The sequence below is a fragment of the Pedobacter sp. T50_32 genome (genome assembly GCF_057652195.1).
On record NZ_JBYFBY010000002.1, the window covers coordinates 741930 to 764789 of the forward strand.

General features: G+C 37.0%; 21 protein-coding genes and 1 tRNA gene. 9 read left to right on the plus strand and 13 right to left on the minus strand.

Annotated elements, in window-relative coordinates:
* The first annotated feature begins 29 nt into the window (after positions 1 to 29).
* Both AC23ME_RS08555 and AC23ME_RS08560 read left to right on the plus strand, forming a co-directional pair.
* Positions 30 to 347: a TFIIB-type zinc ribbon-containing protein gene (locus AC23ME_RS08555; RefSeq protein ID WP_487727338.1), complete on the plus strand. Its 318-nt coding sequence runs from the start codon at positions 30 to 32 to the stop codon at positions 345 to 347.
* A 277-nt stretch (positions 348 to 624) separates the two neighbouring features.
* Positions 625 to 1326 carry a hypothetical protein gene (locus AC23ME_RS08560; RefSeq protein WP_487727339.1) on the plus strand — a complete coding sequence of 234 codons (702 nt, stop codon included), beginning with the start codon at positions 625 to 627 and terminating at the stop codon, positions 1324 to 1326.
* A gap of 235 nt (positions 1327 to 1561) precedes the next feature.
* Here the strand turns inward: AC23ME_RS08560 and AC23ME_RS08565 are convergent.
* The 4 genes from AC23ME_RS08565 to AC23ME_RS08580 all read right to left on the minus strand — a co-directional run bounded on the left by AC23ME_RS08565 (position 1562) and on the right by AC23ME_RS08580 (position 6012).
* Positions 1562 to 1645, minus strand: a tRNA-Leu gene (locus tag AC23ME_RS08565).
* 204 nt (positions 1646 to 1849) lie between these two features.
* Positions 1850 to 2626, minus strand: coding sequence for an MBL fold metallo-hydrolase (locus AC23ME_RS08570; protein ID WP_487727340.1), 777 nt, complete (start codon positions 2624 to 2626; stop codon positions 1850 to 1852).
* A gap of 94 nt (positions 2627 to 2720) precedes the next feature.
* Positions 2721 to 3371, minus strand: coding sequence for an outer membrane lipoprotein periplasmic chaperone LolA1 (lolA1, locus tag AC23ME_RS08575; protein ID WP_487727341.1), 651 nt, complete (start codon positions 3369 to 3371; stop codon positions 2721 to 2723).
* Positions 3372 to 3384: 13 nt separating this feature from the next.
* The gene (locus AC23ME_RS08580; RefSeq protein ID WP_487727342.1) at positions 3385 to 6012 is read right to left on the minus strand and encodes an FtsK/SpoIIIE family DNA translocase; all 2628 of its coding nucleotides are present in this window, start codon (positions 6010 to 6012) and stop codon (positions 3385 to 3387) included.
* 366 nt (positions 6013 to 6378) lie between these two features.
* Between AC23ME_RS08580 and AC23ME_RS08585 the strand changes: the two genes are divergently transcribed.
* A complete protein-coding gene (locus tag AC23ME_RS08585) occupies positions 6379 to 7035 on the plus strand; it encodes an ankyrin repeat domain-containing protein (protein WP_308850687.1) in 657 nt (218 codons plus the stop codon).
* An 80-nt stretch (positions 7036 to 7115) separates the two neighbouring features.
* Here AC23ME_RS08585 and AC23ME_RS08590 read toward each other — a convergent pair whose 3' ends face one another.
* From AC23ME_RS08590 to pyrF, 4 genes are all read right to left on the minus strand, one after another.
* A complete protein-coding gene (locus AC23ME_RS08590; RefSeq protein WP_487727343.1) occupies positions 7116 to 7334 on the minus strand; it encodes a PspC domain-containing protein in 219 nt (72 codons plus the stop codon).
* Positions 7335 to 7494: 160 nt separating this feature from the next.
* The gene (locus tag AC23ME_RS08595; RefSeq protein WP_487727344.1) at positions 7495 to 8778 is read right to left on the minus strand and encodes a DUF2851 family protein; all 1284 of its coding nucleotides are present in this window, start codon (positions 8776 to 8778) and stop codon (positions 7495 to 7497) included.
* A 69-nt stretch (positions 8779 to 8847) separates the two neighbouring features.
* Complete coding sequence (locus AC23ME_RS08600; RefSeq protein ID WP_487727345.1) at positions 8848 to 9747, minus strand: DMT family transporter; 900 nt, start codon at positions 9745 to 9747, stop codon at positions 8848 to 8850.
* Positions 9744 to 10574: an orotidine-5'-phosphate decarboxylase gene (gene pyrF / locus AC23ME_RS08605; protein ID WP_487727346.1), complete on the minus strand. Its 831-nt coding sequence runs from the start codon at positions 10572 to 10574 to the stop codon at positions 9744 to 9746. The genes AC23ME_RS08600 and pyrF overlap by 4 nt, the downstream gene beginning before the upstream one ends.
* A 241-nt stretch (positions 10575 to 10815) precedes the next feature.
* Between pyrF and AC23ME_RS08610 the strand changes: the two genes are divergently transcribed.
* The 3 genes from AC23ME_RS08610 to AC23ME_RS08620 all read left to right on the plus strand — a co-directional run bounded on the left by AC23ME_RS08610 (position 10816) and on the right by AC23ME_RS08620 (position 14433).
* Positions 10816 to 11682, plus strand: coding sequence for a mechanosensitive ion channel family protein (locus tag AC23ME_RS08610; protein ID WP_487727347.1), 867 nt, complete (start codon positions 10816 to 10818; stop codon positions 11680 to 11682).
* Between the two features lie 288 nt (positions 11683 to 11970).
* Positions 11971 to 13689: a transcription termination factor Rho gene (rho, locus tag AC23ME_RS08615; protein WP_487727348.1), complete on the plus strand. Its 1719-nt coding sequence runs from the start codon at positions 11971 to 11973 to the stop codon at positions 13687 to 13689.
* A gap of 66 nt (positions 13690 to 13755) precedes the next feature.
* Positions 13756 to 14433, plus strand: coding sequence for a CDP-alcohol phosphatidyltransferase family protein (locus AC23ME_RS08620; RefSeq protein WP_487727349.1), 678 nt, complete (start codon positions 13756 to 13758; stop codon positions 14431 to 14433).
* 176 nt (positions 14434 to 14609) lie between these two features.
* Here the strand turns inward: AC23ME_RS08620 and AC23ME_RS08625 are convergent, their stop codons facing one another.
* The gene (locus tag AC23ME_RS08625) at positions 14610 to 14987 is read right to left on the minus strand and encodes an Hpt domain-containing protein (RefSeq protein ID WP_487727350.1); all 378 of its coding nucleotides are present in this window, start codon (positions 14985 to 14987) and stop codon (positions 14610 to 14612) included.
* Positions 14988 to 14995: 8 nt separating this feature from the next.
* Positions 14996 to 15499: a 2-amino-4-hydroxy-6-hydroxymethyldihydropteridine diphosphokinase gene (folK, locus tag AC23ME_RS08630; RefSeq protein WP_487727351.1), complete on the minus strand. Its 504-nt coding sequence runs from the start codon at positions 15497 to 15499 to the stop codon at positions 14996 to 14998.
* Between the two features lie 104 nt (positions 15500 to 15603).
* Between folK and sppA the strand changes: the two genes are divergently transcribed.
* From sppA to AC23ME_RS08645, 3 genes are all read left to right on the plus strand, one after another.
* Positions 15604 to 17367 (plus strand): signal peptide peptidase SppA, encoded by a 1764-nt coding sequence (sppA, locus tag AC23ME_RS08635; protein ID WP_487727352.1) that lies wholly within the window; start codon positions 15604 to 15606, stop codon positions 17365 to 17367.
* Between the two features lie 71 nt (positions 17368 to 17438).
* Complete coding sequence (locus tag AC23ME_RS08640) at positions 17439 to 19115, plus strand: DNA polymerase/3'-5' exonuclease PolX (protein WP_487727353.1); 1677 nt, start codon at positions 17439 to 17441, stop codon at positions 19113 to 19115.
* Between the two features lie 5 nt (positions 19116 to 19120).
* Positions 19121 to 19618 carry a SixA phosphatase family protein gene (locus AC23ME_RS08645; RefSeq protein ID WP_487727354.1) on the plus strand — a complete coding sequence of 166 codons (498 nt, stop codon included), beginning with the start codon at positions 19121 to 19123 and terminating at the stop codon, positions 19616 to 19618.
* Positions 19619 to 19758: 140 nt separating this feature from the next.
* On the opposite strand, the gene AC23ME_RS08650 is transcribed toward AC23ME_RS08645, so the two are convergent.
* The 3 genes from AC23ME_RS08650 to clpP all read right to left on the minus strand — a co-directional run bounded on the left by AC23ME_RS08650 (position 19759) and on the right by clpP (position 22776).
* Positions 19759 to 20631, minus strand: a complete 873-nt coding sequence (locus AC23ME_RS08650) for an AMP nucleosidase (RefSeq protein ID WP_487727355.1) — start codon at positions 20629 to 20631, stop codon at positions 19759 to 19761.
* 147 nt (positions 20632 to 20778) lie between these two features.
* Positions 20779 to 22017 carry an ATP-dependent Clp protease ATP-binding subunit ClpX gene (clpX, locus tag AC23ME_RS08655; protein WP_487727356.1) on the minus strand — a complete coding sequence of 413 codons (1239 nt, stop codon included), beginning with the start codon at positions 22015 to 22017 and terminating at the stop codon, positions 20779 to 20781.
* A 72-nt stretch (positions 22018 to 22089) separates the two neighbouring features.
* Complete coding sequence (gene clpP / locus AC23ME_RS08660) at positions 22090 to 22776, minus strand: ATP-dependent Clp endopeptidase proteolytic subunit ClpP (protein WP_487727357.1); 687 nt, start codon at positions 22774 to 22776, stop codon at positions 22090 to 22092.
* Between the last annotated feature and the right edge of the window lie 84 nt (positions 22777 to 22860).

Below are 22860 nucleotides of genomic sequence, written 5' to 3' on the forward strand. Positions count from 1 at the left end.
GTTATTATTTAAACTTAAATATCATCAATATGAAATGTCCTAATTGCAATGAAACACTGCTAATTACCGAGCGTCACAAAGTGGAAATAGACTATTGTCCAAGTTGTCGTGGGGTCTGGTTAGACCGAGGGGAGCTAGATAAGCTATTGCAATTTGCAGAAGCAAACAACGGTGGTAATCCTACTTATCAAGACCACTCGAATAATAGTGATAATGGTAATCGTTATTCATCCGACAAAAGTGATTATAGATACGAAGATCGTCGCGATGATAGGTATGATAACCACCAATACGGTCACAAAAAGAAGAAAAAATCATTTTTATCCGATATGTTCGATTTTGACTAGCATTTTATCTCAATGGAAGTGCACCGTCTGTATAGATAGTCTAAAATAAAAGATTCTAAATGATATTAGAAAAGTGGTCGTCTAATCTTTATTAAGGCGACCACTTTGTGAATCTTGAAGACCGATTATAAATTTAAAAAGCGGACCAACAGGCAGGTAAATCTCTTATCAACTTGAAACGGACAAATAAAGCAAATGTACAAATGGTTTGAGCAGTTCCGCCCAATTTGAGAAACAAGAGGGACGGCTTTGCTGTTCCTTTGTAAATTGTATAGATATGATGGTTAAATTTTCACTACCCAATGTTATTTTTCTCGTGTTCGTCATTTCGGTTCTATTTGCCATCGACCCAGTTGTGGAAACCTTCTACCGCTACCATTTCCGCACCACGATCCTGAAAACCAATCCCAGTGCAGATTTCGACTTGATGTTCCCAGTATCTAGACTACAATCCGACAAGGACTTTTTGACCAAGATCTGGATTTTTGTACTGCTGATGCAATTGGTGGTCATCTATCAGGACTATAGGTTATGGAGGATCAACCGGGCAGCGCAACCGTCAAGAAAAAAGATGTTCAGCGTATTTTTTTCTAGGATCATTGCCTCTTCGTTCATCCTTATGGTATTGCCCGTCAACCTTATTGTATTCGATAAATCCTATTCTGCAGTCATTTCATTTACAGACAAGCTGATTCTGGGATGCTTCATAGGAGTGATGATTAACTCCTTGGCCCTTCTACCCTATCTGGCACAAAGGAATATCGGGACGTTCTTTAAAATAGGTGATATTTTGATCTTCAACATCGGTATGCTGGCCACACTGGCTATCCTAATCTGGATGGGAGTCAGTCAGTACGCCGCACCGGCAATTGCGGCGGCAATTTCAGGTCTGCCCTTCATCAAAAAGATCATGACCTCATGGAAGCTCGCAGAGGATTTTTTTGGCATTAGAGACAAGCGTATCTACGAGATGTTTTGATAGTGATGGATAGAAAGTAAAAAAACCTCAAAGGCCTACTTTCCATTTATGAAAAAGCAAACGTTATCTAAAAGTATACCTTCATCAAGGGATATTCAAAGATAATCTGGTATGGGATCAGGTTTCATTTAGAACAAAATTTATTGAGAGGATACTTCACGATAACTACTGAAAATAAAAAAGGATTGCTTTCAAACAAGCAACCCCTTAAAAATTTGAACAATAATATTGTGAGTACCCGGAAGCAGATTCGAACTGCCACGCCGTTGCCAGCGCCACCCCCTCAAGATGGTGCGTCTACCAATTTCGCCACCCGGGTATTTTGTGCTGCAAATATATCATTTGAATTGTAAAGTTTTACTTGTCATTCATTTTTTATGCGGATGCGCTTGATAGTGCTTATTTACTAGAAAGCATAGGATTGTGTAGAATAAACCCGGTAGTAGCGAACACGAAGGTGAGGTACGAACCGAGTAAAGCAAATAACGGGACTAACCTTAATAATTACAATGTCCCTGCTTTTCTAATAATCAATTGAATTTAGGTCAATCGTTAAACCATCGTAAGCGAGCTTTATCTTTGACGGCAGCTCTTTACTTACTTCGGCATGTAAACCTAAATTATGGCTGATATGCGTAAAATAAGTTGTTTCGGCACCTATTTTTTCTGCCATAGCGATTGCCTCATCAAAAGTTAAATGAGAAATATGACTTTCCTTTTGCAGCGCATTTAAAACCAACACCTTTGTTCCTTTAATTTTCTCTAAAGAAGCTTCACTAATGGTTTTGGCATCGGTGATATAGGTAAAATCGTCAATTCGGTAACCTAAAATTGGCAACTTATAATGCATCACTTCAAAAGGTACAACTTTGGTTTCACCTACTTTAAAGTCCTGATCTGTAATGGTGTGAAGGTTAATTTGTGGTAAACCATGGTATTTTGTTTCGGCAAAAATATACTGAAACTCTCGCCTTAAAGCCTCCTGAACCCGTTCTGTGGCATAAATATCTATGCGTTTTTTAAGGATGTAATTAAACGGGCGAATATCATCTAAACCTGCCACATGATCTTTATGTTCGTGGGTATATAGAATGGCATCCAAATCGTTTACTCCTGCTCTTAACATTTGGTAACGAAAATCTGGACCGCTATCTATCACGATACTTTTATCATCAGTTTGAACCCATACCGACACCCTTAATCGTTTATCCTTTTTATCGGCAGACTTGCATACTACACAACCACATCCAATTACTGGAATGCCCTGCGATGTACCCGTACCTAAAAAAGTTACTTTCAAAACGTATGAATTTGATGAATTCCAAATCTAATAAAAAAGGGTTTAAGCTAATAGCGTAAACCCTTTTTGAAGTATAATAATTTATTTATTGTTATTAACGTAAGTCAACTACTTCTACACCTGGGTATTTCTTCGCATCAAAAGCAAACGTCGCGTCTGAAACTTTTACGTTAGGTGAAAACGTTTTTACATTGTAGGTATATGTATTTCCGTTTTTCTCGAACACTACGATATTAGCAATTTGTTTTGCTGCTTTATCTACACTTAAACGCACTTTAAATACATTTTTTTTAGCATCTGTAGGTGATAAATCAATCATTTGATAAACCTTATTTCCAACTTTTTGCTCGCCTGTATAAATATATTTGAAGCCTTTTTCGTAAATGGTAAAAATCTTTGCCGGGTTTAATGCTTCACCACTTGGATCTACATTATTCACCTGCACTTCTTTATCATTCTTTAAATAAGTCCACTGTACTTTACCATCACTAATTAACTCTTGGTTGGTCATGGCTACTTTGTACTTATTCGCGTTTGCTTTTACATATAAAGTCCCTTGCTGCGTTTCCTTAACTTTCGCTTGTTTGTTATCTAAAGTGAAAGTGAAATCTGTTTTCACTACATCGTAAGAACGGTATTTTTTGCTAACCTCTGCTAAAATTGCTTTTGCTTTAGGGTCTGTTTGTGCCGAAGCTACCGAACCAAAAATACCTAGGGCTAAAAACGCTACTATTAATTTCTTCATTTCTAAATTCTTTCTATTTGTTGTTAAGGTTACTCAAGAATTGTTCCAAAGCATATTCGTCAGGAATTAAAACTTCACGAGCCTTACTACCTTCAAAAGGACCAACAATTCCCGCACCTTCCAATTGATCGATGATTCTACCAGCTCGATTGTAACCCAATTTCATTTTACGTTGGATAAGCGAAGTTGAACCCTGTTGATGCATTACAATCAGCCTTGCAGCGTCTTCAAACAAAGCATCTTTATCATCTGGATCAAAATCTTTAGTGCTTCCTTCACCATTTTCATCGATGTATTCTGGCAGTAAATACGCATCTGGATAGCCACGTTGGTTACCTATGAAATCAGAAATTCTATCCACTTCTGGTGTATCTACGAACGCACACTGTAGCCTAATCAAGTCACTACCAGTTGCCAAGAGCATATCCCCTCTACCAATTAACTGATCTGCGCCACCACTGTCTAAAATGGTACGTGAATCTATTTTAGACAATACCCTAAACGCCAATCTGGCAGGAAAATTGGCTTTAATAGTACCTGTAATTACGTTTACCGATGGACGTTGTGTAGCCAAAACCAAGTGAATACCAATAGCACGAGCTAATTGTGCTAAACGAGCAATTGGCGTTTCTACCTCTTTACCTGCCGTCATAATCAAATCGGCAAACTCATCTACCACTAAAACGATATAAGGCAAGAAACGGTGGCCATTATTAGGATTTAGCTTACGTTTGATGAACTTTTCATTGTATTCCTTTAAATTCCTCACCATTGCATCTTTCAACAGATCGTAACGCTGATCCATTTCTATACAAAGTGAATTCAAAGTATGAACTACCTTTTTGGTATCGGTAATGATGGCGTCTTCTCCGCCCGGCAATTTGGCTAAGAAGTGACGCTCAATTTTGTTGAATAAAGTTAACTCTACCTTTTTAGGATCGACCAAAACAAACTTTAATTGAGAAGGATGTTTTTTATAAAGTAGTGATACCAAAATCGAGTTAATACCCACCGATTTACCTTGACCAGTTGCACCAGCTACTAATAAGTGCGGCATTTTTGCCAAATCGGCGATGTAAACCTCGTTGCTAATCGTTTTACCCAGCGCAATAGGCAAATCCATCGTATTTTGTGCCCATTTATCGGTATTCAATACGCTTCGCATAGCTACCATTTCTGGATGAGAATTTGGAACCTCGATACCAATAGTACCTTTACCAGGCATTGGTGCAATGATACGAATACCTAGTGCCGCCAAACTTAAAGCAATATCATCTTCTAAGTTTTTGATTTTAGAAATACGAACACCTGGCGCAGGGATAATCTCATAAAGCGTTACCGTTGGACCAATAGTAGCCTTAATTTTATCAATTTCGATATTGTAGTGATTTAAGGTCTCTACAATTTTATTTTTATTCGCTTCTAGTTCTTCAGAATTTACAGAAATCTTGTTAGTTCCATAATTTTCCATTAGATCTAAATGAGGATATTTATAACCTGACAAATCTAAAGTCGGATCGTAATTACCGAACTGCTCTACTAATTCATCAGATTTTACTTCCTCTTCAGTTTTTTCGATAGTAAACGCTGGCTCTTCTACCTTCTCCGCTACTCTTTCTTCCACTTTTGGCGATGGAGTAATTTCCATTGGCATTACTGGAGCTAAAGTTTCCGCAACCGTTGCCGCAGCTACTGGAGCTGCAACCGTAGGTGTCAACAAAATATTTGTTCCTAAAGGAAGTGATGTTTTTTCTTCTTCGGGCTCGGTTTTTTCAAATCTGCTTGGCGTTAAAACAATATTCTGCTCTTGCTTCTGCTGATTTTTATACCTATCATTTATACTAAAATCTACAGGACCAGAAACCTCTTCCTCTTCTTCCTCAAGTTCATTATTTTCAGGTGTTTCTGGATCTACAATTCTTCTTGGATTTGGCGCAGGCTGTTTCTCTGGAAATTTAAAGTCGATGTTATAAGCTACGATAAGCACCGACAAACCTAAGAAAATTAACAATCCGCCCACTCCTGTTCTACCTATTTGTACTTCTAACAACTTATTGGTCCAATAACCAAACTCGCCTTCTAAAAAATGAGGTGTTTTAGCGAAAAATGAATGTCCGAAACCGAAAGCAAGCGAGATAAATAGCAGAAAAAAGAAACTGTAAGCCAACACTTTTTCTACTGGAAAAATCTTCACCTTGAAAAGCATTCTGTATCCGATTACAAAAAATACAAATACAAACAAGAATGAAGCAACACCAAACCATTCATAAATAAATTGATGCGACAACAAAGCACCAATTTTACCTAACCAGTTTTGTACAACTGGGTCTTCAACTCCACTTTGCTTTAATTCTTCGATACTTTTGAAAAGGTTACTCCAACCACCATTAGCATCGATAACATAACTTTGGTCTTCTTCCCAGGTAAAGATGTAGGAAGTAAAAGCAACCAAAAAGTAAATGGAAAGAATAACGAAAAACAGACCAATAATTTTTACCAGTCGTCCATCTTGAAGATTAAATGTCGGCAGATACTCGGCTTTTATGCGAGGTTCTCTAGGGCTGGCCTTCTGCCCACCTTTTGTTGGCTCCGCATTTTGTTTGAAAGAATTGGATTTGAATGAATTTCCCCTTACCGACATCGTATCGTTTAAATTTTAATGAACAAATATAAGAAACTGTTTAAATTCTTTTACTGCACTATTCATTTAGCTACTCTTATTTGATTTGACATTAAACCTTTTGCAAGCCTTATAGTCTGAAACTACACAAGCAATTAATTATTGTATAGGTTTTTTATTTTAGTTTAATCCTGCGTAGTGACAACTGTGCAGGATTTTTTATTTCTATTATGATTAGCCGCAGATGCACAGATTTTGATTAAAATTTAATTGATTGGCTTAATAGCAAAAATCTGTGCATCTGTGGCTAAGCCTTATTTGTTAGGTATTTTCTAAATGTTAATTTAATTTCGTTAATTTAACCTATTAGCGAAAACTAATTTAAAAATGGATATTACGCAGCTAGAAACGCTCATAGAGAATAATCAGTTAGATGAAATAGTAGCTTTATTGTCGCAAAAACCGCAATTAGCTACACAAACAACATCACATCAAATTTCGCCCATGTTGTTGGCATGCTATTATAAAAAGATGGATATTGCCAATGCCATTGCCGAATTTATGCCCGAACTGACCATTTTCGATGCTTGTGCTATCGGCAAATTTGATGAAGTGACGCTTTTAGTTTTCAAAGATCCCCGTGCTGTTAACGAATATTCTGCCGATGGTTTTACACCGTTAGGCTTAGCTTGCTATTTTGGTCACGAAGAAATTGCTCGCTTTTTGGTACTGAAAGGTGCTGAGGTAAACTTGCCAAGCAAAAACGGATTTAACGTATTTCCAATTCACTCGGCAGTAGCTAACAATAATTACGGCATTGTTAAAATGTTACTAGATGCAGGTGCTTACCCAAATGTTTGCCAAAAATCTGGTGTGGCTCCTTTGCATAGTGCTGCACAATTAGGCAATATCGAAATGATTATTTTATTGCTAGAACATGGTGCTGAAGTAACGTTACGCATGGAAGGCGGCAAACTACCGGCAGATTTGGCGGCCGAAAAAGGTTTTGCTGAGATTGCAGAGATCTTGAGAGACGACGACTAAATAAAGTTAAAAGGCAAAAGTAGAAAGTAAAAAGCTGGAGTTCGAATTATAAAGTCAACTACAGCAAATCGTAATTCAGTTTATTCCCAAACTTTCGATCTTACACGTTTCATATAGCTTCTTATATCTAACACAACAGCAGCTAAGATGTAAAATAGAATAGGAAATCCGACAGCTAAAAATGACGAATAGATAAAAAACAGACGCACTTTAGCTGTGCTCATATCCAACTTATTTGCCAAATATGCTGACACGCCAAAACTACGTTGTTCAAAAAAAGTAACTATGCGTTGGAACATTTTCTAAGTTGATTTTAATCTAATTTACAAAAATAATAGATAAACAACATAATTATTAATTTTTGGTTTAGTTCTAACGAACAATTATGCATTTTAATATCAATTAATTAAGCATTAAGGAATTAAGACTTGCGCTTTAACTCCCGAATACCCTATAATTTCAAGTCTTCTTTAAAATCTTTAATCCTATACCGCAGTTTAAACACTTCTTATTGTTGCAGTAGTTTTTTCGCAACTGTAGAAAGGCTTGTGTTTGATAAGCATTTTCGGCTATTGCGCCCGCATCCAAATATTGTGAGATGATATTATTTTTCTCCGCAGCAATACTTTCTAATAAATAAAAGGCCCTAGTTTGAAAATTAGCCTGTCCCGTATATTTCCCGTAAGCAAATAGAAACAAGCTTACCGTGTTGATTAGGATATTATCGATAGAGCTACTGCCTAATTGTGTGTTTACTTTTTCTGCTTCCTTATTAAAATGATAATGGGTTTGCCAAAATGGATGCACAGGCAAATCCTCAAACAAAAACTTTAGATCCTTCACATTTTTAACCTCCAACACTTTAGAAAACAAATGGCTCGATTTTACGATGAGCGCTGCAAATTGAGCCAACCTTAACGTCGGGAAATTCTGAGGTCGCATTCTTAAAAACTTCCACAAAGAAATATCTATTACAACTAAATTATACTTCTTCTTTAAAAACGAATACTCTTTTTTCAATTCGTTGGGATAATCTTCCTCAAAACTTTGTTGTAAATAACCTGCCTGCCCAAAAATTAACGCTTCTACCTGTAATGGCTGATCTTTATGTTTGGCAAACAGCGTTTGTGGCAAGTTTTGTGCTAGCACCTGCATAGGCAAAGCATTTACTTTAAAACCAAAGTTTTTTGCCATAAAATGATAAAAAGTTTCATCCCAATTACCGTTCAGCTGTGCTAAGCGCTCAAAAACCCCCTCAGATTTCTGTTCTAAACGTTCTATCAAAATTCTCGAAAGAAAGCTATTAATTACAAATCCATCTACATCTTTCAATTGATTTTCACAGGGAAAACTCGCTACCGACTGAATAAGGTTTTGATAGTTCTCGAATAGATGTTCCTTAACTCTGCCATTCAAAACTAATGTTGGAAGTATGGTACCATCCTTGTTGGCAATTTCTATATCTTGCTCCCAAACCACATGCAAAATGACATTATCATACGCATTATCGGTTTGATGTTGGTGTACGTTCCAATCTGAAGCTTTCAAATGAACCTCTACCTGCCCTACCCAAATAGTTTCGTCTATTATTATTTTGGCCGTGGTAAAATCTGGTCCAGCATGCTTATTCGGAAAACCACAGTTAAGAATTTTCAAAGATTTCCCATCAACAGTTTGAAGTTGTAAGGGATCGTACAACCTAAACTGCCAAACAAAATGTAAAAATTCTTCGGGGAAGCGCATATTTGAATTTAGCAATAAATTGCTTCTTCTCAGCCCACTCAAAACTATTAGAAGTAAAATAGCATAGATTTATTTTGCTTCTTTCTTTTTATAGTTAGTAATGAATACGCCAAGAATAATCAACACCGTAGCAATCAATAAATCATAAGTGACGGTCTCATTCAAAATTAACCATCCTAAGAAAATAGCTATTATTGTGTTGAAATAAGAAAGGATGGAAACTTCTGTCGCACTTACTTTCTTTAACGCATAATTATAGCAGAAGAAACCAACTACAGATCCAAAAATACCTAAATATGCAATGGCAGCCATACTTTGCCAACTCCAACTATTAAAATCTGTATCTGGAGAAACTATGGAGGCGATAATTAGTTGAGCTACTGCAGCGTAGGCAAATTGATAGAACAAGTCGAGGAAAATATTGCTGCTTTTGTGCGTGTACTTTTTTGTATAAATAGTTCCTGCAGCCCAACCTAAAATAGCTATTGCTAAATAGGTAATTCCTGTTTTATAAGATGGATCTAGTATATCGCCAATTCCATCTCTAAAAATAAATGCCACTCCACTAAATCCAATAATTACTCCTATAAAACCTTTTATACTAGGTTTTTGAAGACCGAAAATCAAACTCCCTAAAAACACTACAATTGGCGAAAGTGCCGTTAGCAAAGAAGTTAATCCGCTCGGAATACTTTCTTCTGCCACGGTTGTCATTCCATTAGCAACAATTATCATTAAACTGGCAACAAGAATTTGTCTACCGAGGCTTTTCCAGCCTATCCATTTAAATTCTTTTCTATAAAGCAAAATTGCCAATAGCAATGAAGAAGCAACAACTTGTCGCAAACCTGCAACAAACCATGCCGGAATAGTGTGTACCGCTATGCGAATGCCCAAATAAGTGGTACCCCAAACTATAGCAATTGCGAAAAGAGCTATAATTAACCTAACGTCTTTTTTCTGGTTCATATCAAGTTGGCAGCCTTCAGAATTTGCTCCATTTCTTGCTGCAAGCTCAACGCTTCCTCTCTTGCCTTTTCGGCAAAGTCTTCGCCGTTACTTGCATAGATAACACTGCGGCCAGCATTAACCAACAAACCACACTCTCTGTTCAAACCGTGTTCGCAAACTGCACTTAAACTGCCCCCCTGTGCCCCAATACCTGGTACTAAAAGAAAATTATCTGGCGCCAAACGGCGGATGTTTTGAAATTCTTCTGGTTTGGTAGCACCAACTACATACATCATTTGGTTACTATCTGCCCATTGCTGAGAAGTGGTAATCACTTGCTCAAAAAGCTTCTGGTTATCGCTTTGCTTCGCTTGAAAATCTTGACTGCCTTCATTAGAAGTTAAGGCTAATAGAATTACCCATTTATCTTCGTAAGCTAAAAAAGGAGAAACAGAATCTTTACCCATGTAAGGTGCAACTGTTACAGAATCAAAACTCATCTCAGAACTTTCTTTCTTAAAAAAGGCTTCTGCATACATTGCCGAAGTATTACCAATATCGCCACGTTTTGCATCGGCAATGGTAAATATATTTTTCGGAAAATGTTTCCAAGTTTTCACCAAAGTATCCCAACCTTTTACACCACGAGTTTCATAAAATGCAGTGTTAGGTTTATAAGCCACGCACAAATCATGTGTTGCATCAATCAGCTGTTTGTTAAATTCAAGAATTGGATCTTCGTATTTTAATAAATGCTTAGGCAGTTTATCTAAAACTGGATCTAAACCTATACATAAGAAAGATTTCTTTAATTGAATTTGTTCAAAAAGCTGCTGCTTGTTCATTTGTGGTTGAAATTAAGATAATGTTGCAAAGATGGATATTTAATGCACAAAAGAGTATAGATTTTTAGGATTTTGCTGTATTTCTATATCTAACTGACAAAATTCACAAAATTCTTAGATCCAAAACCACAGCGTTTAAGATTTACGTCTTCAAATGTGAATAGATGCATTTTTGTTTTCTACTTTCGTCTCATGAATTTGAAACATTTCTAATTCTCTACCTTAATATAATTATTTACCTATGAAATTATTACAAATTGACACAAACTTATTGGCAAATTCTGATAAGGTTTTAACCAGCAGCCAAGTCTGGTTAGATAAGATTAAAAATATGGCTTTAGATTATGCACCGAAAGTACTGGGCGCAATCTTGGTTTACCTTATTGGCCAGTGGATTATTGGTCGTATAGCTAGTTTATCAAGAAAGATGATGTCGCTTCGCGGCTTCGATATTTCTTTACAAAAATTCCTGGTTTCTGTAATTAAGGTAATGCTAACTGTAATGATGTTTCTGGCTATAGTTGGAATGTTAGGTGTGAATATTACCAGCTTTGCGGCATTGTTGGCAGGCGCAGGTTTGGCAATTGGCGCAGCATTAAATGGCTCGTTAGGTAACCTTGCTGGCGGTGTAATGCTGATGATTTTCAAGCCCTTTAAAGTTAATGATATGATAGAAGCGCAAGGAATAATTGGTGTTGTAACGGAAATCGGTATTTTTAATACTACAGTGCTTTCTCCAGAAAACAAAACTGTAATCTTGCCAAATGGAGCATTATCTACGGGTGTAATTACGAATTATAACACGCATGGTAATCTACGTGTAGACTTAACAATAGCCATTGCTTTAGATGTGGATATTGAAAAAGCAAGAGCGGTTGCTATAACAGCAATGAAACAGCATGATAAAGTATTAGAAGCGCCAGCTCCGGAAGTAAGTGTATTGAACGTGGGTAATGGAATGACTACCCTGGCAATACGTCCCTATACTACTCAAGCAGACTATTGGAGTGTTTATTTTGGCGTACAAGAAAAAGTAAAGATAGCTTTTGATCAAAACGGAATTGCTGGACCAACGCCTACAAGAATTATCATTAATAAGCCAAATTAATACCCAAATTAAAGTTTAAACAAAAGCTATTCTATGTGATGTAGAATAGCTTTTTAATTAAAATCTTATACATTTTGTAATTGGCGTTCAAATATTTCCGTTATTTTTTTTCAAAAATATCTTGCAGATTAAAATCCAATTTCCTACAATTGTGCCATAATTCTCAGAACGTTTATCTGAATACCTCCCGAAAAACCTTAGCAAGAAAAATTTCTTAAATCTTTTAAGCCCTTTTTTGGTTGTATTATTTGGTTAAACCCAAAAAATAAAATTCTCGACAAAATATAAATGTTTAGTAAAACAGAACTAACTGAAAAGCTAACTGCGGAATTACGTGAGTTAGCAAAAGCGAATGGTGTTGATAATGCTGGCGATTTACGCAAAAACGACTTAATCGAACAAATTCTTCAAAAACAAACCGAAACTGCTCAAGCTTCTGTAACTCCAGAGCCTGTAGCGGAAGTAGCTTCTACTGAAAAAACTGCTAGAAAAAGAACGCGTATTGCTAAAGATGCTGCTCCTGTGGCAGAAGAAAAGAAGGAAGAGAAAGCTGCAGAGCCTACCCTTTTCGACAGCTCAGAAGAAATTGAAATTCCTTCGCCAGATTTTGAAGCAATTGCTTTGGTTACTGGTCAAGATCTTTCAAAACAAGAAAGCATTGCTGATAAATTAAAAAACCAAAAATCTAAAAGAGACCGTGTTTCTAAAGATAAACCTGTTGCCAATGAAGGCAGTGAAGTAATAGTGGTTGAAAACAAACCTGCACAGGAAGAAAAACCTCAAAGAGAGGAGAATAAAAACCGTCAGCAAAAAAATCAAAATCAGAACCAAAATAATAACAATGGTGGCGGTAACCATAAACAAAACGAAACCAGTTATTCTAACTTAGATTTCGACAACACCATCACTAACGAAGGTGTGTTGGAAATTATGCCTGATGGCTATGGTTTCTTGCGTTCGGCAGATTATAACTATTTATCTTCTCCAGATGATATTTATGTATCGCAGTCGCAAATTAAATTGTTTGGTTTAAAAACTGGCGATACCGTTAACGGAAGTATCCGTCCACCGAAAGAAGGTGAGAAATATTTTCCATTGGTAAAAGTAATTAGCATTAATGGACGTGTACCTGCAGATGTGCGTGACCGTGTGCCTTTCGATTATTTAACACCACTTTTCCCTACAGAAAAATTAAATCTATTTACCGAAAGCAACAATTATTCTACACGTATTATGGACTTATTTACCCCAATTGGTAAAGGTCAGCGTGGTTTAATTGTGGCGCAGCCAAAAACAGGTAAAACAAACTTATTAAAAGAAGTTGCTAACGCGATTGCTAAAAACCATCCAGAAGTTTATTTAATTATCTTGTTAATTGATGAGCGTCCGGAAGAGGTTACCGATATGGCTCGTAGTGTAAGAGCAGAAGTTGTTTCATCTACATTTGATGAGCCAGCTGAGCGTCACGTAAAAATTGCGAACATTGTTTTAGAAAAATCTAAACGTTTGGTAGAATGTGGTCATGATGTGGTGATCTTATTAGACTCAATCACTCGTCTGGCTAGAGCCTACAACACTACTGCTCCAGCTTCTGGTAAAATCTTATCTGGTGGTGTTGATGCTAACGCATTACACAAACCTAAGCGTTTCTTCGGTGCTGCCCGTAATATAGAAAAAGGAGGTTCGTTAACTATTTTAGCTACTGCTTTAACAGAAACTGGCTCTAAAATGGATGAGGTGATCTTCGAAGAATTTAAAGGTACAGGTAACATGGAGTTACAGTTAGATCGTAAATTATCTAACAAACGTATCTTCCCTGCAATTGATATTACTGCATCTAGCACACGTAGAGACGACCTATTGTTAGATAGAGAAAACTTACAACGTATCTGGGTACTACGTAACCACTTAGCCGATATGAATAGTCAGGAAGCTATGGAACTGGTACAAGCCCAAATTAAAGGTACTAAGAGCAACGAAGAATTCCTTATGGGAATGAATGGATAAAAGCGTTAGGCGTTGGACGTTTTAGCGACGTACCAACGCCCAACGCTAAACTCAAGACTAAATCAAATGCTAAACCTCCCTAATGCTTTAACCTGTGCTAATCTATTATCTGGTTGTATAGGTATTGTATTTTGTTTTAATGGCGATTTAAAAAGTGCTGCCTATTTTGTAATCCTATCGGGGATATTCGATTTTTTTGATGGGATGGCCGCTAGAGCGCTGAAAATTAAAAATAACATTGGAAAGGATTTAGATTCGTTAGCAGATATGGTAAGCTTCGGCTTTTTACCAGGAGCTATCATGTTCCATTTGTTTAAAGCTAGCGACAGCCCAAATGAATATATCCCCTATTTAGCATTCTTAATCACTCTATTTTCGGCGTTAAGATTAGCTAAGTTTAATAATGATACACGCCAAACGGTAGATTTTATAGGCTTAAACACACCGATGAATACGCTGTTCATCGTGTCATTGCCTTACGTTGCAGATTATTATCCTCAAATTATTGGAAATTGGATAATTTTGGCAGGAATTTCTGTAGTAAGTAGCTACTTGTTAGTAAGCGAAATCAGGATTTTCTCCTTAAAATTTAGCAACCTAAAGTGGAGCGAAAACAAAATCAAGTTTGTATTTATGATTTTATCGCTAGTGCTTTTTGTTTGGCAACAATTTGTAGCATTACCGCTAATCTTATTGCTTTACATAGGATTGTCGTTTGTTTATTTCAGGCAGAAAGAAAATTAAGTTTAGCTTTATTTTCTCTTAGACATCTAGGGTGGAAAATCAAGGAAACTTATTTTAACCACCTAAGAAACCTTAGTACACTTAAGAAGCATGTCTTTTCAAACGCATAAGGCCATAAACACATTTAAGAATTAGGTTTTCTCAGGTGTGTCTAAAGTGGTAAAACGATTACAGGATTACATCTGTGTCTCTAATTCAGCTTTAGACTTAGCCACCTGCTGAAGAATAACATTCAATTCAGTTTTAATTTCTTGTAATGCCGAAGGAATGCTATCAACATCCACCTCTTCTTTAGCATTACGCTCAATTATCTGCATGTAATCTCTAATATCTTCTCTACCTACATAATAAAAAGTAGGTTTTACTTTATGTGCAAACTCAGATGCGGCTTTCCACTCCTTGGCATCAACCGCTCGCTGTAAATCTTCTAAATAAACAGGAATCTGCTCTACCAAAGTATCCAACATTTCTATCATAAATTCTGCGCTATCGCCAGACATCTCTCTCAAATATGACAAATCTAAATCTTCTTTACTTTTCGCCGGGTTGATCATCGTTATATTTAGTTAGTTTTTAATTTTTCGACTGTTAATTCATCGGTTAAGTTACTTAAAATGCTCGAAACTTTTTCTTTAAAAATTGGATGAACAAAATTTCCGGCAATTTCATTTAAAGGTTCTAAAACAAATCTACGTTTGTGCATCTCTGGATGAGGTAATTGTAAATCACTATTATCCAACACAATAACACCTTCGTAGAAAATAATATCAATATCTATTAAACGCTGCCCCCATCTTTCTAACCTCACTCTTCCCATCTTTTGTTCAATGGCTAGTAAACCTTCCAGCATCTCCAATGGCAAAAGATTAGTCCTTACGCCAATAGCCTGATTTAAAAAACCAGGCTGGTCTGTTTTGCCCCAAGCAGCAGTTTCATAAATGCTAGATTTTGCAAAAACCTGTCCTACTTCTCTCTCAATAAACGCAATAGCGACATTTAAGTTTTGTGCTCTATCGCCCATATTAGTTCCCAGTAACAAATAAGCTTCTTGTTGCTCTAATTTCATATCGTATATTCAAGCCTAGCTATAATTCTTTTCTTGCCTTGCTTGCTTTATTTCGGTATCACAATGCATTTTTTATCTTTACAAAATAAACGTTATTAAAACTTATGAAAGAATTTTTCAAATATGTTTTTGCTACCGTAGTAGGTATTGTTATTTCAACAGTGGTGATAGGTATCCTATTTTTCATTGTATTCATTGGGATGATTTCTTCAATTGGCAGCGAAAAAGAAACTGTAGTTAAGAAGAACTCGGTACTGTACCTCAACTTAGACCAAGCCATTACAGAACGTACACCGGAAGATTCTTTCGGTAGCTTATTTGGCAGCTCTGATAAAACCATTGGCTTTAATGATGTGATTAGAGCTTTGAAAAAAGCAGAGACTGATGAAAAAATCCAAGCGGTTTACATCAATGTTAGTGCTCCAAATGCGGGCATGGCATCAATGTTAGAAGTTAGAAATGCGATCATTGACTTTAAGAAAAGTAAAAAACCTGTAATTGCCTACAGTGAAATCTATACCCAAGGTGCATATTATTTGGCATCTGCAGCTGGCAAAGTTTATTTAAATCCAGAGGGCGATTTAGAATTTAAAGGTTTCAGTTCAAATTTGATGTTCGTTAAGGGTGCCCTAGAGAAATTAGGCATTGAAGCTCAAATTATCCGGGTAGGAAACTATAAAAGTGCCGTTGAACCGTTAATCAATACTAAAATGAGCGATTATAACCGTCAACAGGTAACCGCTTACGTTAACGGATTATACGACACTTTTTTAACAGGAATTTCACAGACCCGTAAAATCGAGAAAGACAGCCTTTTCCAAATCGCAAACCAGTACAAAATTCAACATCCAAAAGATGCTTTGGCTTACAAAATGGTAGATGGATTGAAATACAAGGATGAGATTTTGGACGAGCTGAAAAATATTACCGGCATTGACAAGAAAAAAGACATCAACAGTGTAAGTATCAACGATTACATCAAGAGCTTACCATCAGAAGGCGATATTAGTTCTAAAAACAAAGTTGCCGTAATTTATGCCAATGGCGATATTGTTGGCGGCGAAGGTTCTGACAGCCAAATCGGTTCTGAACGTATTTCACGTGCTATCAGGAAAGCTCGTTTAGATGATGATGTGAAAGCAATTGTGCTTCGCGTAAATTCTGGCGGTGGTAGTGCTCTGGCTTCAGATGTGATTTGGAGAGAAATGGTATTGAGTAAAAAAGTGAAACCGGTAATGGCTTCTTTTGGTGATGTTGCCGCATCTGGCGGATATTATATTGGTTGTGCTGCCGATAGTATTTTCGTACAACCAAATACCATTACTGGTTCTATCGGTGTATTCGGTGTTATTTTCAACTTCCAAAATTTATTCAACAATAAGCTTGGGCTAACTTTCGATGGTGTAAAAACTGGTGAGTACGCAGACATTATGAGTGCAGACAGACCTTTAACTCCTGCCGAAAGAGCAATTATCCAAAGAGGCGTTAACAGAATTTACGATACGTTTATCACTAAAGTGGCTGATGGCAGAAAAATATCGAAAACTCAGGTAGACAGCTTAGGTGGCGGCCGTGTTTGGATTGGTACAGAAGCAGTGAAAAACGGACTTGCTGACAGATTAGGCAGCTTTGGTGACGCTGTTGCTTCTGCGGCTAAAAAAGCAAAGTTGAAAGACTACAGAGTGGTAGAATATCCTGAAAAAATAGATCCTTTGAAAGAATTCTTAGGCTCTGCAAAAGATAACGTAAGTGCTTATTACGCTAAAAAAGAGTTTGGCGAAAACTATGTTTTGTACCAACAAATGAAAAAAGCAATGAGCAATGCAGGCATGCAAGCTAGAATGGATTACGAGATTAGAATAAAGTAATATTACAGTTGAGCGTTTGGCGTTATGCGAACAAATCGCAATACGCAAATCGCAAATCGCAATACACAATAATGGAAAACAAACCCATAGCTCGTACACTCAGATTATTATCTCAATTAATGGAACTTCACAACGAAAATCCATTCAAGATAAAATCTGTGGCTAATGCCGCTTTTAAGATAGACAAGTTGCCTTTTGCCATTGCAAGTAAACCAATTACTGAAATTGATAAAATTGATGGCGTAGGCAAAAGTATTGCCGCAAAAGTAATTGAGCTTTTGGAAACTGGTACAATGAGCGAGCTTGAAACGCTGTTGAGCCAAACGCCCCCAGGAATTGTAGAAATGCTGGCAATTAAAGGCATCGGTCCTAAAAAAATCGCCACCATTTGGAACGATTTACACATTGAAAGTATTGGCGAACTCTATTATGCTTGTAATGAAAATCGTTTGATCGAGGCTAAAGGATTTGGTTTAAAAACTCAAGAAGAAATTAAGAAAGTTCTTGAGTTTAAAATGGCTGCCGACGGTAAGTTTCTATATGCGAAAGCTGAACCTTTGGTCAACGAAATACACGAAAAAATTTCTGTTTGGCTTACACAAGTTGAACACGATGCTTTGTTTGCTGTTGCTGGAGAATACCGTAGGTTATGCGAAATTATTGAAGAAGCAGTATTTGTAATCGGCTCCGAAAATCCGGAGGTGCTGGTTACACAACTTATTAATTTTGAACTTGGTTTTGTAGAAACTAGCACCAATATTTTTACAGCACAAACAGAAAGTGGCTTAAATGTAAAGCTGTTTATTGTACCAAGAACTAATTTCTACCTAGACTACTTTAGGTTAACTGGTAGCGATGAGCACGTAAATCAAGTACTTGCCTTAGCGGGAAACCAGATTTTTAAAACCGAAGAGGAGATTTACGAAAAGGCTGGTTTAGATTTCATACTTCCAGAATTACGTGAAGACTTCGGAGAAATTGAACTTGCAAAAAAACATCAGCTACCCATTTTAATTACTGATAACGATTTAAAGGGAAGCCTTCATAACCACTCTGATTGGAGCGATGGTGTGCATACTTTAGAAGAAATGGCGCTTTATTGTCGCGATGTACTCAAACTTGAATACTTGGGCATCTGCGATCACTCAAAATCAGCATTTTATGCTAAAGGTTTGAACGAGCAACGAGTATTTGCACAACATCAACAGATTGATGAACTAAACGCAAAACTGGCTCCTTTCAAGATCTTCAAGGGCATAGAAAGCGATATTTTATACGATGGCTCTTTAGATTATAGTGAGGAAATCCTAAAAACCTTTGATTTTGTGGTAGCTTCAGTGCACAGTCAACTGAAAATGACGGAAGAAAAAGCAACTGAACGTTTAATTACAGCCATCGAAAATCCTTATACGACTATCTTAGGCCACCCAACCGGACGACTATTATTGAGTAGAAAAGGTTATGATATCGATTATAAAAAAGTGATTGATGCTTGTGCAGCAAACAATGTGGTAATTGAAATTAATGCCAATCCACTTCGTTTAGATTTAGATTGGCGTTGGCATCGTTATGCTTTAGAAAAAGGTGTGCTGCTTTCTGTTAATCCAGATGCGCACCGTAAAGAAGGTTTCTTAGATATGCGTTACGGCGTTATCGTTGGTCGCAAAGGCGGATTAACCGCTGACAAATGTTTAAATACTTTTTCGTTAGAACAAATCACAGCGTTCTTCGCCAATAAAAAACCTTAAATGTTATGAAGCAACTGATTATCGTTAGGCACGCAAAGTCTGATTGGGGAGATTTCAACCTTAAAGATTTTGACAGACCTTTAAATCATCGTGGTCACAAAAATGCTCCAGAAATGGTAGAGCGTCTAGCATTAAAAGGCATTAAACCCAATGCAATTATCAGTAGTCCAGCGTTACGGGCAATAACAACAGCGAAATATTTTGCTTCAGGCTGGAATTTAATTGCCGATCAACTGACAACTAATGCCAACATCTACGAAGCGAACACCAAAACCCTTCTTAACGTTATCAATGGGTTGGATGATCAATTTAATAGCATTGCCTTATTTGGACATAACCCAGGCTTAACCGATTTGCTAAATTACCTTACGGATGAATACATAGCCAATATGCCAACTTGTAGCGTAGCAATTATCGAATTTCCTTTTGATGAGTGGAAATTGATAAGCAATGATACCGGAAATTTGACAATGTTTGATTTCCCGAAAAGCGGGTTGGATTAACCCCTCTGTCCCGATAAATCGGGATTTCTCCCTTGGCTGCGAGAGTTAGTGATATTGACAGGGTTGTCATTCTGAACGCTTGAAGAATCTGTTGAAGATGCTAGAAAGGTTCAGTATGACAGGCTAGTCAATTTCTGTGATTAAAACTGAAGGTGCTTTACAGTCTGGCCTCCATTAATCAATTGTTTCAATGAATCGATACCGATTCTTAAGTGTGTTTCTACATAATTCGCAGTAACCGTGCTATCACTTTCAGATGTTTTTACACCTTCTGGGATCATCGGTTGATCTGATACTAGCAATAGAGCCCCAGTTGGAATTTTGTTAGCAAAACCAGTAGTAAAAACTGTCGCTGTTTCCATATCTACCGCCATGGCACGCAAGCTTTTCAAATACTTCTTAAATTCTTTGTCGTGCTCCCAAACTCTGCGGTTGGTAGTGTAGCAGGTTCCAGTCCAATAATCTCTAGAGTGATCTCTAATTGTAGTAGAAATTGCTTTCTGTAATGCGAATGCTGGCAGTGCTGGTACTTCGGCAGGCAGGTAGTCGTTAGAAGTTCCTTCTCCCCTAATTGCTGCAATTGGAAGGATAAGGTCGCCAATTTGGTTTTTCTTCTTTAAACCGCCGCATTTACCCAAAAACAATACTGCTTTAGGCTGTATGGCAGTTAGCAAATCCATCATAGTTGCTGCAAGTGGGCTACCCATACCAAAGTTGATGATGGTAATTCCGTTTGCCGTTACACTTTGCATAGGTTTGTCTAAACCGTAAATAGGTGCATTATCATTCCACTCAGAGAATAAGGCTACGTACTTACTAAAGTTAGTCAACAGAATATATTGACCGAACTCTTCCAGCGGTCGGCCCGTATAGCGAGGCAACCAATTTTTTACGATCTCCTCTTTGGTTTTTAAACCTTTTCTAACTGGAGTTTCAACCTCTTTTACTTTTTTCGCTTTCTTTGCGATTTTTACTACTTCTTCGTCTTTTTTTACATCTTTTTCTTCATTCATATATTTTCTCCTTTCTTTAAATTTATAAATTTTTGTTCATTTTGGATAATAGTTGATGGCTTATCGTTAATAGACCATTTTCTATCTACTAAAAACCATAAACCGACAGGTTAAAAAAAATCCCGAACAAGTCGGGATTTTATCTTTTTATGCTGCCTTTAGTTTTTTGAAATCAGATTTCTCAAATTTCTCTCTGGCATATTCAAGTGTTATTTCCAACTCTTTCACATCATTTACAGATGGCGTTTCAAACATGGCATCCAACATGATCGATTCACATATCGATCTTAAACCCCTAGCGCCAAGTTTATATTCCATTGCCTTATCTACAATGAAATCTAATACATCCTCATCAAATTTCAAGGTTACGTTCTCGTAATTAAACAATTTCATATACTGTTTAACCAATGAGTTTTTAGGCGCAATAAGAATATTCCTCAAAGCTTCTCTGTCTAATGGATCTAAGTGCGTTAAAACTGGCACACGTCCAATAAGCTCTGGAATTAAACCAAAAGATTTCAAATCTTGCGGAGTGATGTACTTATACAAGTTTTTCAAGTCTAAGTCTACATCGTCTTTCTTCACTTTGTAACCTACTGCGGTAGTACGCAAACGATTAGCAATTTTTCTTTCGATACCATCAAAAGCACCACCGCAGATAAACAAAATGTTGTTAGTGTTTACTGCAATCATCTTTTGGTCTGGATGTTTTCTACCGCCTTGTGGTGGTACGTTCACAATCGTTCCTTCCAAGATCTTAAGCAATGCCTGTTGTACACCTTCACCACTTACATCTCTGGTAATAGAAGGATTGTCACTCTTGCGGGCAACCTTATCTACTTCATCAATATAAACAATACCGCGTTCTGCAGAAGCCACATCGTAATCCGCAGCTTGTAGCAAACGAGTCAAGATACTCTCAACGTCCTCTCCCACATATCCTGCTTCGGTTAGAACTGTCGCATCTACAATACAAAATGGAACGTGTAAAATCTTAGCAATGGTTTTCGCCAAAAGCGTTTTTCCTGTTCCAGTTTCGCCAACAAGCATGATGTTCGATTTCTCAATCTCTACTTCATCTTTATCGATCTTTTGGCTTAAACGCTTATAGTGGTTGTAAACTGCCACAGATAGTACCTTCTTTGCATCATATTGACCAATTACGTACTGATCTAAATGTTCCTTAATCTCTGCAGGCTTTAAGAGTTTAAACGACTCATCAAAAGCCTTACCTTTCTTGTTTCCTAGTTCTTGCGCCAGTAAAACATTGGCTTGATTAACACACTTATCGCAGATATAAGCATCCAAGCCCTCAATTAACATTAAGGTTTCATTTTTTGGAGTGCCGCAAAACGAGCAATGTGAATCTTTTCCTTGTCTAGCCATTTTTTAGTTTTCAATTTTCAATTTACAGTTTTCAGTACCTTGCTATTTGCAAACTGAAAACTGTTAACTGATTTATTTTGTTCCGCCTAATACCTCATCAATCATTCCAAACTCTTTAGCTTCAGAAGAAGTCATCCAATAATCTCTGTCAGATGCTTTTTCTACCCACTCGTAAGATTGTCCAGAATGTGATGAAATGATGTCATATAATTCTTTTTTCAACTTAAGCATTTCTCTCAAATTGATTTCCATATCTGATGCCACACCTTGCGCACCGCCTGATGGCTGGTGAATCATTACTCTAGAATGCTTTAACGCTGCACGTTTACCTTTAGCGCCTGCCACCAATAAAACTGCACCCATAGATGCCGCCATACCGGTGCAAATTGTTGCCACATCTGGTGTGATGTATTGCATGGTATCATAAATACCTAAACCTGCATAAACCGAACCACCTGGAGAGTTAATGTAGATTTGGATATCCCTGTGTGCATCTACCGATTGCAAGAACAATAACTGCGCTTGAATGATATTTGCGTTTTGGTCATAAACTGCATCACCTAAGAAAATGATACGGTCCATCATTAAACGTGAGAACACGTCCATTTGAGCTACATTTAACTGACGCTCTTCAATGATGTAAGGTGTCATCCCTTTTGGCGAATTGTTAGTAGCACCAATAAATCTATCTACGTTTAATCCGTTAATTCTATGATGTTTAACGGCATATTTTCTAAATTCGTCTTTGTCTATTTTCATCTTGCGATTAGGTTTTAGCGTTTTAAGATTAGCTTTTAGTATACTCTCAAAACTAATTATTTCAGCAATTATTTTATAAGGTTC